General features: G+C 30.2%; 10 protein-coding genes and 2 riboswitches. Of the genes, 1 reads left to right on the top strand and 9 read right to left on the bottom strand.

Translation table 11 applies throughout. The features are described from left to right. Nucleotides 1-80: 80 nt before the first annotated feature. From JJC01_05095 to JJC01_05080, 4 genes are all read right to left on the bottom strand, one after another. On the bottom strand, nt 81-743 hold the full coding sequence (locus JJC01_05095) for a hypothetical protein (protein ID UDN59238.1): 663 nt from the start codon (nt 741-743) through the stop codon (nt 81-83). A 99-nt stretch (nt 744-842) separates the two neighbouring features. Continuing rightward, nucleotides 843-929, bottom strand: a riboswitch (cyclic di-GMP riboswitch). 184 nt (nt 930-1,113) lie between these two features. Further along, complete coding sequence (locus JJC01_05090) at nt 1,114-4,014, bottom strand: SrtB-anchored collagen-binding adhesin (GenBank protein UDN59237.1); 2,901 nt, start codon at nt 4,012-4,014, stop codon at nt 1,114-1,116. A 116-nt stretch (nt 4,015-4,130) separates the two neighbouring features. Then, nucleotides 4,131-4,216: riboswitch (cyclic di-GMP riboswitch) on the bottom strand. A gap of 120 nt (nt 4,217-4,336) precedes the next feature. Next, nucleotides 4,337-5,515 (bottom strand): cation transporter, encoded by a 1,179-nt coding sequence (locus JJC01_05085; GenBank protein ID UDN59236.1) that lies wholly within the window; start codon nt 5,513-5,515, stop codon nt 4,337-4,339. Between the two features lie 234 nt (nt 5,516-5,749). Continuing rightward, nucleotides 5,750-7,369, bottom strand: coding sequence for a hypothetical protein (locus tag JJC01_05080; protein ID UDN59235.1), 1,620 nt, complete (start codon nt 7,367-7,369; stop codon nt 5,750-5,752). 481 nt (nt 7,370-7,850) lie between these two features. Here JJC01_05080 and JJC01_05075 point away from each other — a divergent pair, with 481 nt between their 5' ends. Beyond that, on the top strand, nt 7,851-8,612 hold the full coding sequence (locus tag JJC01_05075) for an EFR1 family ferrodoxin (GenBank protein ID UDN59234.1): 762 nt from the start codon (nt 7,851-7,853) through the stop codon (nt 8,610-8,612). 183 nt (nt 8,613-8,795) lie between these two features. Here JJC01_05075 and JJC01_05070 read toward each other — a convergent pair whose 3' ends face one another. From JJC01_05070 to JJC01_05050, 5 genes are all read right to left on the bottom strand, one after another. Next, nucleotides 8,796-9,548 (bottom strand): EFR1 family ferrodoxin, encoded by a 753-nt coding sequence (locus JJC01_05070; GenBank protein ID UDN59233.1) that lies wholly within the window; start codon nt 9,546-9,548, stop codon nt 8,796-8,798. 497 nt (nt 9,549-10,045) lie between these two features. Further along, nucleotides 10,046-12,820 (bottom strand): calcium-translocating P-type ATPase, PMCA-type, encoded by a 2,775-nt coding sequence (locus JJC01_05065; protein UDN59232.1) that lies wholly within the window; start codon nt 12,818-12,820, stop codon nt 10,046-10,048. A gap of 268 nt (nt 12,821-13,088) precedes the next feature. Then, nucleotides 13,089-14,069 (bottom strand): ABC transporter ATP-binding protein, encoded by a 981-nt coding sequence (locus JJC01_05060; protein ID UDN59231.1) that lies wholly within the window; start codon nt 14,067-14,069, stop codon nt 13,089-13,091. Then, entirely contained in the window at nt 14,053-15,057 is a 1,005-nt protein-coding gene (locus JJC01_05055) for an ABC transporter ATP-binding protein (protein ID UDN59230.1), read from the bottom strand. The genes JJC01_05060 and JJC01_05055 overlap by 17 nt, the downstream gene beginning before the upstream one ends. Further along, a complete protein-coding gene (locus JJC01_05050) occupies nt 15,035-15,955 on the bottom strand; it encodes an ABC transporter permease (GenBank protein UDN60128.1) in 921 nt (306 codons plus the stop codon). Before JJC01_05050 ends, JJC01_05055 begins: the two co-directional genes overlap by 23 nt. Between the last annotated feature and the right edge of the window lies 1 nt (nt 15,956).

Raw genomic sequence — 15,956 nt, 5'->3', positions numbered from 1 at the left:
GATTAAATTAATTAGTTTTTCACGCAATATAAAAGAGATGCTAGCATACTAGCATCTCTTAATTTTTTTATATAAATTTTCTATTTTGCTAAGTTTTGTAAAAAGCTATAAGTTTGTGGACAAGCTGCTTTTAATTTACTATTTGTGTCTTGATTTAAGTAGTAATATGCAAATGCCTCAGCAAAGAATTCTTCTGGATATACACCTAAATAATTTACATTTCCTAAAGAACGCCCTTCTTTAGCAAATATTTGTTTAAATTGTGCTGATTTAGAAATATCATTTAATGCAAGATGGTCTACTGCGTGTGCTGTTTCATGTAATTCTAAGTTTATTGCATCATGACCTTTACCTTTGTTACTAAATCCTATTCTAAGAGCTACTGTACTTCCACCTAAACCAGGAACATCATCCCAAGTTTTACCAGTATTTTCCCATCCTTTAGGAACTACACCTTTTAAATAAGCATATTCTTTTTCATCTGTTAATTTTCCACTTAATAATTTTATTTTTAAGTTATCTTGTTTTAATACATTTAAATATTTTCCATCTATATTAGCAAGTCTATTTATCATAGCATTAGCTTCTTTTTTATCGTAATTTCCATTTGGAAGAACCACTATTTCACTAAGTGTTTCTTTATTGTTTTTTAAAGTTGCACTATCTGCATGTGCACTTACTGGAACTGAACTTATTAAAAATATTGATATTATAGCGATTAATAATTTTTTACTTGGTTTCATATTATTCCCTCCTTTGAGTTAGGCCGGGAGTAATAAATTTCAAAATAAAAAAGATACCCAAGAGTATCTTTGTATATACAAAAAGAAATTTTTACTCTTTTCGGCAACTGGCTGGCGTAGTTTATTTAAACTTTAGCCCCTATAGCTTTGCGTGACTAGGTTTCCCTAGTTTTGCCTCGTTTAATTTTATATTTATATTATATCTTATATCTGTCTCTTTGTCTATAGTTTTTTGGATTTTTCTTCTAAAAAACGATTGTTTTTTTACATAATACTCCAAAAAAAAATATCTTCTAACAATATTCTCACTTGAAAATATTGTTTTAGAAGATATTTTTTAATATTACTTATATTTTTATAATGTTAGGGTCTAATTGATGTTTTTCTTTCTTCTCAATATAATAAGTCCTACAATAGCTCCTAATCCTAAAAGTATTTCTACAGTAATTGTAGTACTATCACCTGTCTTTGGTGGCACTGGTGGATTTACTACAGTATTATCTTTTACTGTATTATTCTTTTCCTGTGGCACTGGTGGGTTTACTACTTCTGGTATTGGAACAATTTGTTTAACAGGCTTTTCTATTACATCTTCTGATGGTGGTATTGGTGGATTTACTACCTCTGGTATAGGAGGATTTACCACGTTTTCTGATTGTGGTATTGGTGGATTTATTGTTGCTTCCTCTGTATCAGATGGTCTTGATGGTTTACTTGGCTTATCTGTACTTGGTGGCACTGGTGGATTCACTGTTGGTTCATCTGTACCTGGTGGTACTGATGGATTTACTGGAATATTTTCTTGTTTTACATTTTCTATATTCCCAATATCAACAATTTTACCAATATTTTTTCTATCAATTTCCACCTTTATTTTACCCTTTAATTTTTCATATCCACTTGGAGCCATTGTCTCCACTAAATAATATGTTCCTGGATTTTTGACACTAGATTCAATTATACCATCTTCATTACTAACTAAATCCTTAACTACTACTATTCCAAAGGTATTTTCCAAATTAAATTTTGCACCTTCAAGAGCACTTTTATCTGAACTATCTACCTTCTTAGCTTCAAAAGCATATCCTTGTTTAGTAGTTTCTACACCAGGAGGACTTGAACCATTAATCTGAGCTACATTTTGTATAGTCTCCCCTACTTTTACATCTGTAAAATCTGCATCAAATGTAACCCAACCTTGTACAGGTTCACCTTCTTTTATTTGCTTAAATTCATATTTATTTACTAATCTTATAGTATTTTTTCCATCTTCAGCTTCTTTTTTAAGTTCAAGATTATCAGAGTATTTTATATTAGATATTTTTAATGTTGGATTTACTTCATCTAAAATATTTACTTGCCCTGCATCATAAACACCATAAGTTGACATGTTTATTTTATACTTAACTATTTGGTTATCATTTCCATCTAATACCTTTTTATCAACCTCTTTTTTGGCACTTATTAATCCAGAGTTCTTCTTAAAACTTATCTCATCTCTTTTATCTACTTGACTATTATTCGCATCAAGAACAGCTCTATTTGTATAACTATCTTCAATACTAATAACTTTTAATGTATATGCTATAAAGAACTTTGATTCTACTTCTTCTTCACTAAGATTAATTGTAAATCCAGTTATAACTTTTTCTACTTGCCCACTTTCATTTCTTTTTTCTTCTGTTTTATATGAAATATTATTTGCAATTTTTTCTTTACTCCAAGGAGTCCAGCCACCATTCATTGGAACTTCTACAACTCTAAAATCATGCCCAGCTTCTCCAGCAGTAGTTAATCTCATACCTTCTGGTATATTATCTGTTATAACCACATTACTTACTGGTGATTTATCATCATTTATTGAAATCTGATAGTTGATTACTTGACCTACTTGAGTAATATTTGTTGCTCCTGAATGCCCCTTAGTCAAAAGATAATCATTTCCTCTATCAAATATACTTACAATAGCATCATCTTCTTGAACTTTATTACCTGCAGATTCTAATCTAGCTATATTCTTATATTTGTTACCATGTTTTGCATTTTCATCACTAATTCTAGCCTTATACTTAACAGTATACGCTTTATCTATATCTCCAAAAGTAACTGAAATAGAATTTTCACCTTGTTCAATATTAAAATCACTTACTTCTTTTCCATTGCTTGCTACTATACTTACAGAATCTTTTATTAATGTCATTCCTTCAGGGAGTTCGTCATATAAAGTAATATCTTTTAATTCTTCTTCTTTTTCATTTACTTGTATAGTATAATTTACATCTTTATTTTTAACTGGCATAAATACAGTAGTTGACTCTCTTCCTTCAACAAGCTTCTTAAGTGTTCCTTTAGCTTCTTCAATGTCTTCTTTATCGCCAGGTTTTATTTCTATATCCACATCTCCATTTCCACTTTCTATCTTTCCAGTAGTTTCAATATGAATTTTGGCACTTGTTTCTTCATTAACTTTATTCACATATGCTTCTAATCCAATTTTTCCTTGCATTACACTTTGACCATTAGGTAATTCTCTAAATGTAAGCGTATACTCTCCATTACTCTCTGTTTTATCAAAACATTCACTTGTATAATCTAAATTAACTTTATTAAATACATCTGGAACCTTAAAAGTTATTGAGTCACCTGCTTTTATCCCTTTTGATGTTGGAGTATAAGTTAAATTAAATGTAATTTTTTTCATTGACTCTGTTTCTATTGCATCATTATTAATTTTTACGATAAATCCGTGGTCTTCATTATCTTCATTAAGTTCTTCTTCTAAAGTCTTAAGTAAATTTTCATCCTCTATCGAAGTTTGTTCTGGTTTCTTGTTTTCTTCTGGTTTCTCTCCTTCTGGAGTTTGCTCTGGCTTCTTATTTTCTTCTTGCTTATCTCCTTCTGGAGTCTGTTCTGGCTTCTTATTTTCCTCTTGTTTATCCCCTTCTGGAGTTTGCTCTGGCTTCTTATTTTCTTCTTGCTTATCTCCTTCTGGAGTTTCCTCTGGCTTCTTATTTTCTTCTTGTTTATCCCCTTCTGGAGTCTGTTCTGGTTTCTTATTTTCTTCTTGCTTATCTCCCTCTGGAGTCTGTTCTGGTTTCTTATTTTCTTCTTGTTTTCCATCTCCAGTTGGTAAATTATTTGAATTGCTTTGTATAGACCCACTGCCTTCTAATTCTGATGCATAAGATACAGATGGATATATTGTAGTAACTATCATACTTAAAATCATAATTAAACTGATTAATAATGCCTTTTTATTTCCTTTCTTCATATAGATTGCTCCCCTCTAATCTATTTACACTCTTGTAAAATTCCATAAATACCCAATATAATTTAACTTTTTTTATCAAAAAACTATACAAAAAAAGCTATGAAATAAATAAAATTTATATTCATAGCCGGTTGCACCATTGACTCTGTATACCCATAAGGTGCCCAGTAATAGGATATACTTCAACGTCTCTATAATTTTTTTATAAAAATAATTAAAAATTATTATATTCAAATTAAATACAGTTATATATCCATTATATTATGTCTATGTTTTATTGTCTATATTTTTTACATTTTTTTCCTTTATTTTTTTATCATCATTAAATAAAATCCTTGTCTACAACAATTACACAATTATAATCAGGATTCATCTCCTTAACTAGTTTTGTTATATCTGCTTTTAGATCTTCTTCTGACATACCTTTAGAAAATTCAGAAGGATTAACTACTATATCAAAGACTAAATTCTTCTTACTTCCTTTTCCAACTATCCTAAAATCATGCATAGATTTTATAAGGCTGTTTTTCTTAAGTATTTCTTCAAGTTCTCTTTTTGATGATATAACCTCTTCATCATCAAGGCATATAGGGTCCATATGAATTACCAAATATATATCCAACTTTTCAGATATTTCTCTCTCAGCAGTATCTATAATTTCATGAATTTCCATTATATCTATATTCGCTGGAATTTCTGCATGTATAGATGCAATGCATCTTCCAACTCCATAATTATGGATTATTAAATCATGTGTACCTATTATATGTTCATAAGATAATAATAATTCTAAAATAGATTTGACCATTTCTTCATCTGGAGCTTCCCCAAGAAGAGGATTTATAGTATCTTTTACAAGAGAAAATCCTGCATAAAGTATTACTAATGATACTACAATACCTACATATCCATCTATAGGTAAATCAGTAAATCTAGCCAAAATAAAAGATATAACTACACAACTTGATGTAAATACATCTCCCAAAGCATCCAATGACACTGCTTTTAATGCTGATGAATTAATTTTATTTCCCATAAATTTATTAAAGCGACTCAACCATATTTTAACCATTATAGATGCAATTAAAAGTATCAGTGGTACTAATTCAAACTTTATAGGAACTGGATTTGTTATTCTTTCTATAGACGATTTCACAAATTGAAGTCCAACCAACATAACCATAAAAGCTACTATTAATGCTGATAGATATTCTATTCTACCATGCCCAAAAGGATGTTCTTTGTCAGCTGGTTTACTTGCTAGTTTAAACCCTATCATAGTTATTGCTGAAGATGCCATATCAGAAAGATTATTAAACGCATCAGCCATTATAGCTATACTTGATGTAAGTATACCTATAGAAACCTTTACTATAAATAAAACTAGATTAGATATTATGCCTACTATTCCTGCTACATAACCATACTTATTTCTAACAACTTTATCTTGAACATTCTCACTATCTTTGATAAATGTTTTGACTAGGATTTTTGAGAACATGAAACTTACCTCCCTGTCTTTTATTTTATTAATAAACTCGAAACTTGATATCTTTACTCATGATAACACAATTTAGATATAAAATTTCTTTAAACTTGTTCTATATCAGTAAAATATTCTTAATTTTCTTTTCTTATAGTTAATATGAAGTAGTTTTATATCTCTGACTAAAATTAATAATGTCTAATAAAATTGGTTCTAGATACTTTATACTTTTATCTAGAACCACTTTTATTATTTTATACCAACTATTTTATTTAACATAATTGAACCAGTTTCTGGACTTTCAAATTCAATTGTAACATTCTTTATATTAGATAAATTTATATTTCTAAATTTTTCAAGTGGTATTACTGTATCACTTATTGGAGTATATCTTGACCAGAATTCCATAAACTTCCCTTCTACATATTCATCTTTTATAACTTCTCCTTCAAAATACTTCATAGCAGATACTTTATCATTTTCTACAATGATACTGCTTTCTTTTCCCTTAGAATCAACTAAGCTAAGTTTGAAAGAAACTACATTATCTTTATTATTTAATTTACTAGGAGAGTTTAATGCCCATCTAAACTTTAGTGCAGAATAAGCTCCTAAGTTATTATTATTTAAAGGTAGTTCTATTTTTCCACTTTCAGATTTCCAATCAACTTGTAACAAGTCTAAATCTTCATTCACTCCAGTATTGATAAATATTTTTGCAGTATCTTTATTCAATCTCTCTGATTCAACCAATTCTTTTATATCAACATTACTTGAACTTATATTTTTAAATGTCTTTTTATTGAATAATTCTACAGATTCACTATATTTAACTTTATTTAAAGTCTGATATCCATACATTTTATAAGGCAATCCTTTTTTATTGAAGATAGGTGATTCACTACTATCAAACTCAAAAATAGATTTCATATAGTCAACTGCATAATTAGAGAAAAAATCTCTATGTTCTTCTTGTCCTAATTTCTCAGGATAAGTTCCATTAGTAGTCTGTGGCTTAGAAAACTCTTTTTCTCCTAAAACTGAGTTGTATGCATTATGATTTCCTCCCACTAGATAAGTTAGACCCAATGGGCTTTTTCTATTTTTATCTAAAGATATATCATAAAAAATATCATCTCCACTATGAACAACATCTCCATCATACTCTGAAACTATTATTGCTGTTGGTATATCAGGAAACTTTTCTATCGGACTATTATACGCTGGTGTAAGTGATATAATTCCTTTTATCCCTTTGAATCCTTTTTGTATTTGGTCTTCTGCTATTTTAATTACCCCTGAACCTGCTACAGAATGTCCTATAAGACCAATTCTATTTAAATCAACTTTATCTTTGAGGTATAACCCAAATCCATTTTTCTTACCTTCGTTTATGTCTTTAAAAGTTTGTATATATGTTTGAGCTAAATAAGTTATTCTTTCATTTTCCACTGGTTCTCCATACTTAAAAGTATAATTTACTGAGGTATCAATAGATACTCCTATTATACCATTTTTTGCCAAAGCCTCAGTAAGATATTTAAATCCATCTTCAAAATCATTTTCTCCATCTCCATGTTGTCCATGAAAGATTAATACTACAGGTGCTTTTTCTTTTATATTTTCAGGTACTGATATTATTCCTTCCATATTAAATGGTATAGATTTACCTCTTATAACCATTTCTGATGTTCCTAAATTAAATTTATTAGTTTCAACCTTATTATTGCTATTTTTTGTTGAATTTATTTCATATGATATTTTTTCATTTGATACTGTATCCGAATTAGATTTATTTGTGCAACCCACAAGAAGAGAACTTATAACTATTATAGATAAAATTATACTGACCCACCTTTTAAACTTCATAAATATTTTCCTTTCTATATATCCCTTTAGATAAAATTTTTAAATTTTTATTAATTGCATTTATTCCTTAACATTCACTTATTAAGCTTTCTACTATTATAACCTATAGTCACTTTCTACTCATATAAATATAAAATAATATCACAAACAAATTCTCTATTATATTTTTCATAATACTAGTTATTTATATGCATCTTAATTGACAACTTTTATTTATTAAGTAGCATAGAAATATCTTATTTATAATCAAACCAACATATTTATAGCAGATTTTTTATATTAATTTATATCTAAGTAAAATAAAAAATTCTTTATTAACAACATTTTTAAATCAATAAAAAATACTCTATTTTCTACATATCAAAATTAATTCACATAATTTTTACTCAAATATCTATTCAAAACATAAAAAATGACTTTTAAATATACTCATGGTAGAATAAAACAAATAAGTCAATAAATTAAAATTTGGAGAAAAATTATGTTAGGAATATATTTCAGTGGAACAGGCAATTCAAAATATTGTATAGAAAAGTTTTTGCAGGAATATGATATGACATCAAAGGCATTTTCTATTGAAGATAAGCAATTGTTACATCAAATTAGTCAGCATAAAGATATTGTATTTAGCTATCCTACACAATACAGCAACATACCTAAAATATTAAAGGACTTTATAATCAATCATCAAAATTTATGGAAAGACAAGCGAGTTTTTATTATTACAACAATGGGGTTATTCAGTGGAGATAGAGCAGGTATCTTAGCTCGTTTGCTTAAAAAATATGGTGCAGTCACTATTGGAGGTTTACATTTAAAAATGCCTGATAGCATTGCTGATGAAAAGGCATTAAAAAAGACTTTAGAAAGCAACAAGAAACTCATAACAAATGCAGAACAAAAAATAAAGCATGCTGTAAGAAAAATACAAGATGGAACTCCACCACAAGATGGAATCGGAATTTTTCATCATATAGCAGGTTTATTTGGACAAAGGTTATATTTTATTAATAAAACAAAATACTATTCAGACAAATTAAAAATAAGTGCTGATAAATGTATTGGCTGTGGAAAATGTGTAAGCCTATGTTGCTTGAAAAATATTGTTGTGAAAAATGGTGTTGCTATACCAGGAAATCAATGTACTATGTGTTATCGCTGTGTTAATAATTGCCCAAAACAGGCAATTACCTTATTAGGTAAACGTGTAATTGAACAAAGTAAAATTGAAAAATATCTATAATACAAGTTTCATTATAATTTAATTATGATGACTAATTAATTTAATTGATTAAAAAAAGACAGCTGACTATTTATCAACTGTCTTTTAAGTTAATACTCCATTAAATAAAATCTATGTTATATAATGATTGCTTTTAAAGCACCCTCATCAAAATACATCAGGATTAATTTAAGTCATTTATTTTTATATTTCCTTTGGGCAAATATAACGTGCCATCCCCTTGCTATGTTCGCCATATTCAATAGCTTCTTTTGGACATCGACATATACAAGCCATGCAATGAGTGCAATGATTTCCCCAGTTTGGCTTTCCATCATTAAGGTGTATATTTCCAAGTGGACATACATTTTCACATTTCTTGCAAGAAACACAAGCATCTGTCACATAAAATTTTTTAGAATGAACAAATACTGGATAAAATATATTATTGACCAATCCACTACTGAATTTAGCCTTAAATGTTGCTTTCGATTCTGGGAATGCTATATCAGTTCTAATACATTGTATTGTAGATGATATTTTCTGCTCAGCTTGTTCAATCGTTACTAGAGCTTCTTCTTTACTTGGTGTACTAAAAAGCGCAATATAGTTTTCTGGCATGACTACAGAAGCACATCCTCTGTAATTCATCCCTTTTGCTTTACACAATTTCTTCAAGTATGTGCCTGAATTGCCAATATCAGCCCCACAGGTCATTACAAAATAAATATTCTTATTTCCACTAAGTTCTGTTTTCATCAACCATTCATGCACAATACGTGGAATACGCCATGCATAAGTTGGTACAACGATAACCCATGGTCTTTCAGATGCTAAATGAGAATAATCCCTAGTTCGAATTTTTTCAAATATATTCAATACTTCATTCTGAAGCTCTTTACCCATTCTTTTTGCTACATATTCACTATTACCAGTCCCAGAAAAATATACAATCATAATTTTAGCAACTCCTTTATAAAATTCCTATTTTTAAACCCATACATATTTTTAACTTACTTAAATACTCAGATATACTTTTTATTTGTATTTTTACTCTTTTAGTTCTCCTCAATATGTTTCGTTAATGTTCTTTAACCATTATATCAGACAAAATAAATATTGCGACATTGGTAAAGAAACTCTTTACCATTAAAAGATTATATATCATTATTTCATATCAAATACTTTTAAAATTATGTTGTTTATCAGTTTATATCTTCAAGACTCTTTACATCATATCAGGACTCATTTAATGGCAGTAAATTAGTAGCAATAATAATCTTTAAATCTCACGAATATTTTGCTAAATACCATATTTTAATGGTCAATCATCTTTTTAAGTATAATAATGTACCATACAAAAAAGTGATAAATAGTATTTTGAAATCACTTACACAAAAACAAATAAAACCGCAAAAGCGTAGTATTAATACGATTTTGCGAAATTTTATAATCTAATTTTTATTATTAAGATTTACTTTCTTACTATTTTTTACTGTTCTAAGAAGTAATTTTACAAATTCATTTGACAATAGAATAGTCGATGCGAATAATATTATCTTTATCCACATATCAAACCCTAGTGACACTGAATTGAAGAAACTTTGGAATACTTGGGTAAATATTATTTGAATCACCCCTGTCACAACTATTACTTGTAATGCTAATTTATTTTTAAATAGATTTGGTATTGTACTGTTTAATCCAAATTCTCTACAATTTAATGCATTAAAAAGAGCACTGAATGCAAATAATGAAAATATAACTGTACCTTGTTCTTCTGGAGTTGCTCCCAATATATTAAAAGCTGATTGTGTAAATACAATTGTAATCATAAGTATAGCATTTATAATAATATTAACAGACATAGACCTAGCTATTATTCCAGAATGTCTATTTATTGGCTTTCTTTTCAATACATAATCTCTAACAGGTTCTAATCCTAATGCAAGAGCTGGAGGACCATCCATTATTATATTTACCCATAATAATTGTATTGTAGTAAATGGCATATCTTTACCAGTAAGTTGAGATATTATAGCAATTATAAATGCTACTATATTTACAGTAAGCTGGAACTGTATAAATCTTTGGAAGTTTTCATAAATACCTCTTCCCCATTTTATTCCCTCTACTATTGTACTAAAACTATCATCAGTCAATATTATATCTGCTGCATTTTTAGATACTTCTGTACCTGAGATTCCCATAGCGATACCAACATCTGCTTGACTAAGAGCTGGAGCATCATTTATACCATCACCTGTTACGGCTACAACCTCACCACTTTTTTGAAGTGCAGAAACTATTCTCATCTTTGTATCTGGTTTACTTCTTGCGACAATAGATATTCCTTTTATTTCTTCTCTTAACTCTTCATCTGTCAGTACATCTATATAGGTTGCTTCAACTGCCTTTTTACCATCATTCAATAATCCTAATTCATCTCCAATAGCAGTTGCTGTATTGATATTATCCCCTGTAAGCATTTTTACATCTACACCTGCATTAAATGCCTTATCAATAGACTCTTTAACACCTGCTCTCAATGGGTCTACTATTCCTACAAAGCCACTAAATACTAAATTTTCTTCCTTCTCATACCCTCTTGGATTTCCGATTAAATTCAATTCTCCTTCTGAAGTTATTGCAACTTCTGTTCTAGATTTAGTCATCTTTTTATAAGCAAACCCCAATGTTCTCATAGATTTAATTTGTAGTTTTTTAATTTCATCGAGAATACCTTTTTCTATTTTAGGAGTTATTGGGACAATACTTTTTCCTTGTTGTACATAAGAACATTTCTTTAATAATACTTCTGGAGCTCCTTTTGAAAGTAGTATATCTGAATCCTCTTGACGAATTAATGTTGACATTTTCTTTTCTTCTGAACTAAAGGGGATTTGTGATATTAAATAAGTTTGTTTTCTCATTTCATTATAATTTTTATCGTTATGATATAAAAGTAATGCACACTCTGTTGCACTTCCAATATATTTAAATGAATTATCTTCCTTTTCTATATCAGCTGTTGAATTCACTATACAGTTTTGTTCAAAATAACTATTACTTTGATATTCTCCACTACTTATATACTTACCATCAACATATGCTACTTCTACCATCATCTTATTTTGTGTCAAAGTACCTGTCTTATCAGAACATATTACAGAGACAGAACCTATAGTTTCACAGGCTTCTTTCTTTGTTACTAATGCATTTATCTTTGCCATCTTTTGCATTGTTATGGCTAAAGTAATATTTATCATAGTTGGTAAACCTTCTGGTACTGTTGCAACTATTAAAGCAATACAAACCATATATGCATTTTTAGCAGGCTCTAATGATTGTAAAAAAGATAAAATACTGCTTGTATCCAAAATTAGCATACCTCTTCTTTGCATTTGTATAATCATAAACATACATAATAATGTAGCTATTACACCTGATATACCTGCTATTTTAGCACCTAACTTACCTAATTTAATTTGAAGTGGAGTTTGCTGGTCATCATTTGATAAGTTCTGTGCTATCTTACCCATCTCTGTCTTATCACCAATATGAGTAACAACCATTATCCCTCTACCATATGCTACAAGAGTTCCCCCAAATACCATATTGATTTGTTTTGCGGGTATTGTATCTTGTTCAATTATTTCTGTTTTAGAATAAACTACCTCCATATCTAATATAGCATCAGCATTTTTAGCTACATCATCAGATTCGCCTGTTAACATATCTTCTCTAAGCTTTAGATTTATAGATTGTATAAGCCTTCCATCTGCTGGTATCATATCTCCTGTTTCTATATATACAATATCTCCTGGTACTAAATCATTTTTTGATATTTTAACTATCTTTCCATTTCTAAGTACCTTTACCTCTATATTCTCTGTTAATTTTGATAGAGCATGAGCAGCTTTTTTAGATTTCCCTTCAGTTATTATACCTATGGAAATACCAATAAAGATAGCTCCTAAAATACCTAATGCATCATGCAATTCTCCCACAAATGAGCTTATTACTGCTGCTCCTATAAGAATTAATATCATAGGTTCTGTCAGACTTTCCCCCAACTCGTCCCAAAATGTTCGTCCTTCTTTTATCGTAAATTCATTTAATCCATATCTAAGCTTCCTCTCTTCTACCTCATTATCAGCAAGTCCAACTTCTGGATTTGTCTTTAAGTATTTTAAGACTTCTTTGGTAGGTTTATTATAATACCTCATAACTTTATCCCCCTTGTTAATTATCTATAGAGAATTATATGCTTATGATAGCTTGTATATTACTTTTCAAAAAAAATAAGGAGTTGTCTCAAAATTGATTTTTTTCTAATCAAATTTTAAGTTCAACTCCTCTGTTGAATTTTTATAAGCTATTTTTTACTACTTCTTTTTTAATTAATATTCTAGATTTTAATATTTAAGAAATTTGAGTACAAGAGGTAAAGCATATGTATTTTAAATAAAATTAATTTATCATTACACTAAAAAATTACTTTTTATAATAGCTAAATCCTTCACTTGCCATATAGCAAGCAACTAGATGATTCTGTTTATGTTCAAATAATTCAGGCATTTCTTTTCTACAATATTCTGCTGATACTGGACAACGCTCCACAAAAGGACATCCTTTTTCAGAATTCGAAAAAATTTTGACTTCGTCTTGTACATCTACTTCTTCATGTAGTATATTTCTGCTATTCGGATTTGGAGTCAAAACTGCACGCAAAAGCATCTGTGTATATGGATGTAAAGGTGTATTGTAAACCGCCTCAGCATTTCCAATTTCCACGATTCTACCAGCATACATCACAGCAATCCTATCAGAAATATAACGTACCATGCTTAAGTCATGTGAAATAAATAGATAAGTAAGACCAAGCTCCATCTTTAACTTATATAAAAGATTTATAATCTGACTCTGAATAGAATTATCCAGTGCTGACACTGGTTCATCACATATAATAAAATCTGGCTGAACCACGAGTGCACGTGCAATACTAATTCTTTGTCTTTGCCCTCCTGAAAACTCATGTGGGAAACGTCCTGCGTGTTCTCTCAAAAGCCCAGTCATTTCTAACAATTCATATACTTTTTGTGTTCTTGTATTTTTATCCAACATCCCATGAACCTTCAAATTTTCTGCAATAATAGATTCTACTGTCATATGTGGGTCTAAAGACATATATGGGTCCTGAAATATCATTTGTGTATGTTGTGCAAATGCCTTTCTTCTACTTTGTCTATGTAGTTCTAACTTTTTGCCTTGAAATAATATTTCACCTTCGCTTGATGGATATACACCCATAATAACTCTTGCAAGAGTTGATTTTCCACAACCAGATTCTCCAACAAGCCCTAGAGTTTCACCTTTATAAATAGTTAGGTTCACATGATTGACAGCAATATTTTTGCGCTTTCTTCCTAGAGGGAAGCTCTTGGATACATTATTTAATTCAAGTAATTTTTCCATCATCCAATTCCTCCTTTGGAAAACTTTCATGCAGACGCCAACAAGAAGCACTGTGACTATTTGAAACCTCAAATAAAGGTGGCTCTTCTCTCAAACAAATCTTCATACAATATGGACACCTCTTTGAAAAAGAACAACCGACTGGCAAATCAGATAAGTTTGGTGGACTTCCCAATATAGATATGCGTTCCCCTATACCACCTGATGTAGGAAGTGTTCTTAACAGTGCCTGTGTATATGGGTGTGTTGCTCTATTAAAAAGTTCTTTCACACCACTTTCTTCCACAATTTTTCCAGCATACATCACTGCTACACGGTCTGCCAAGTTTGCTACAACACCAAAATCATGAGTAATCAAAAGTACAGCTGTTCCCATCTCTTTTCTAATTTTAGCAATCAATTTCAAGATTTGCAGTTGTGTAGTAACATCAAGAGCTGTTGTTGGTTCGTCTGCAATAAGTAGTTTAGGATTGCATGCCAAAGCCATAGCAATCATTACACGTTGTTGCATACCTCCTGAAAATTGATGAGGGTACTGTTCTGCTTGTAGTTCAGCATTTGGTATCTGTACCATTTCAAGTAATCTAACTGCCTCTTTCTTACAATCAGATGATGACATTTTCTCTTTTCTATATAGTGACTCTGTAATCTGCTTACCTATTTTCATTGTAGGATTCAAACAGGTCAAAGGGTCTTGAAAAATCATACTTGCTAAAGTACCTCTTATTCGTTCCATCTCTTTTTCTGATGCATTCAAAATATCAAAATTGAGAAGTTTCAATTCCTCAGCCATAATTTTAGCTGGTGGTGAAGGATTTAGTTGCAAAATTGACTGTGCCATTACACTTTTACCACAACCACTTTCACCCACTAACGCAAGAATCTCGCCACTGTTCATGGAAAGTGATACACCTCGAACTGCATTTACTGTTCCTTCGTACATATCAAAAGATACATTTAATTCCTTAATTCTTAGAATGTCGTCCATAATAAGCAGACCTCCTTAATCTAGGATTTAGAGCATCTTGAAGTTGGTCTCCCAAGAGATTGAAAGAAAGCATTATCAGACAAATAAATAATCCTGGCACTACAAGCCTTGCTGGATAAGTCTGAAAAACAGCAACACCTTCATTTGCCATAATTCCCAATGATGGATATGGTGGTGGAACTCCCATTCCCAACATTGATAAGAATGCTTCTGTAAATATAATTCCTGGGATGCTCAATGTCATGTGTACAATTATAATACCTAACATATTAGGAATTAAGTGGAAGAAAATAATCCGTCCCATACTTGCTCCCATAATTTTTGCAGCAATTATAAATTCTCTCCCCATAAGAGAAACCACCTGTCCTCTTACCAATCGTGCCATACTAGTCCATCCTACAAGGGTATAGGCAATAATCAAAGTTCCAATTCCCTGTGGAAGCACTGCCATAAGTAAAAGAACAACAACAAGGTATGGAATTCCACTAATGATTTCCAATGTACGCATCATTACATTGTCAACCATACCACCTATATATCCAGAAATACTACCATATACTACTCCTACTATGCAGTCTATAATAGCTACCACCCCTGCTACTAGAAGTGATACTCGTGTCCCATACCAGATACGTACAAAAATATCACGCCCAAGATTATCTGTACCAAAGATATGAGTAAAACCACTACTCATATCTTTACTAAAAAAGGGGTTATTTGCATATGCCACATTCTGAGATGAAAAATCAAAATTACAAAATATTGGAAAAAATACTGAACCTATCATAAGAATAAGTATCATTATAAATGATACTACTGCAATTTTATTGTGGCGTAGTATGGATATGGTCTCCCTTGCAAAACTCATAGAGGGATACACCTGTTCGTTATTAGTCATA

The organism is Clostridioides sp. ES-S-0010-02, assembly GCA_020641055.1.
Classification (GTDB): Bacteria; Bacillota; Clostridia; order Peptostreptococcales; family Peptostreptococcaceae; genus Clostridioides.
The sequence above is the reverse complement of the archived record's forward strand: the minus strand, read 5'-3'. Positions and strand labels throughout refer to the sequence as shown.

What these genes read in the sequence shown, in the direction of transcription:
- JJC01_05095 (UDN59238.1), bottom strand. Translation starts at nt 743, where the DNA reads ATGAAACCAAGTAAAAAATTATTAATCGCTATAATATCAATATTTTTA.
- JJC01_05090 (UDN59237.1), bottom strand. Translation starts at nt 4,014, where the DNA reads ATGAAGAAAGGAAATAAAAAGGCATTATTAATCAGTTTAATTATGATT.
- JJC01_05085 (UDN59236.1), bottom strand. Translation starts at nt 5,515, where the DNA reads ATGTTCTCAAAAATCCTAGTCAAAACATTTATCAAAGATAGTGAGAAT.
- JJC01_05080 (UDN59235.1), bottom strand. Translation starts at nt 7,369, where the DNA reads ATGAAGTTTAAAAGGTGGGTCAGTATAATTTTATCTATAATAGTTATA.
- JJC01_05075 (UDN59234.1), top strand. Translation starts at nt 7,851, where the DNA reads ATGTTAGGAATATATTTCAGTGGAACAGGCAATTCAAAATATTGTATA.
- JJC01_05070 (UDN59233.1), bottom strand. Translation starts at nt 9,548, where the DNA reads ATGATTGTATATTTTTCTGGGACTGGTAATAGTGAATATGTAGCAAAA.
- JJC01_05065 (UDN59232.1), bottom strand. Translation starts at nt 12,820, where the DNA reads ATGAGGTATTATAATAAACCTACCAAAGAAGTCTTAAAATACTTAAAG.
- JJC01_05060 (UDN59231.1), bottom strand. Translation starts at nt 14,069, where the DNA reads ATGGAAAAATTACTTGAATTAAATAATGTATCCAAGAGCTTCCCTCTA.
- JJC01_05055 (UDN59230.1), bottom strand. Translation starts at nt 15,057, where the DNA reads ATGGACGACATTCTAAGAATTAAGGAATTAAATGTATCTTTTGATATG.
- JJC01_05050 (UDN60128.1), bottom strand. Translation starts at nt 15,955, where the DNA reads ATGACTAATAACGAACAGGTGTATCCCTCTATGAGTTTTGCAAGGGAG.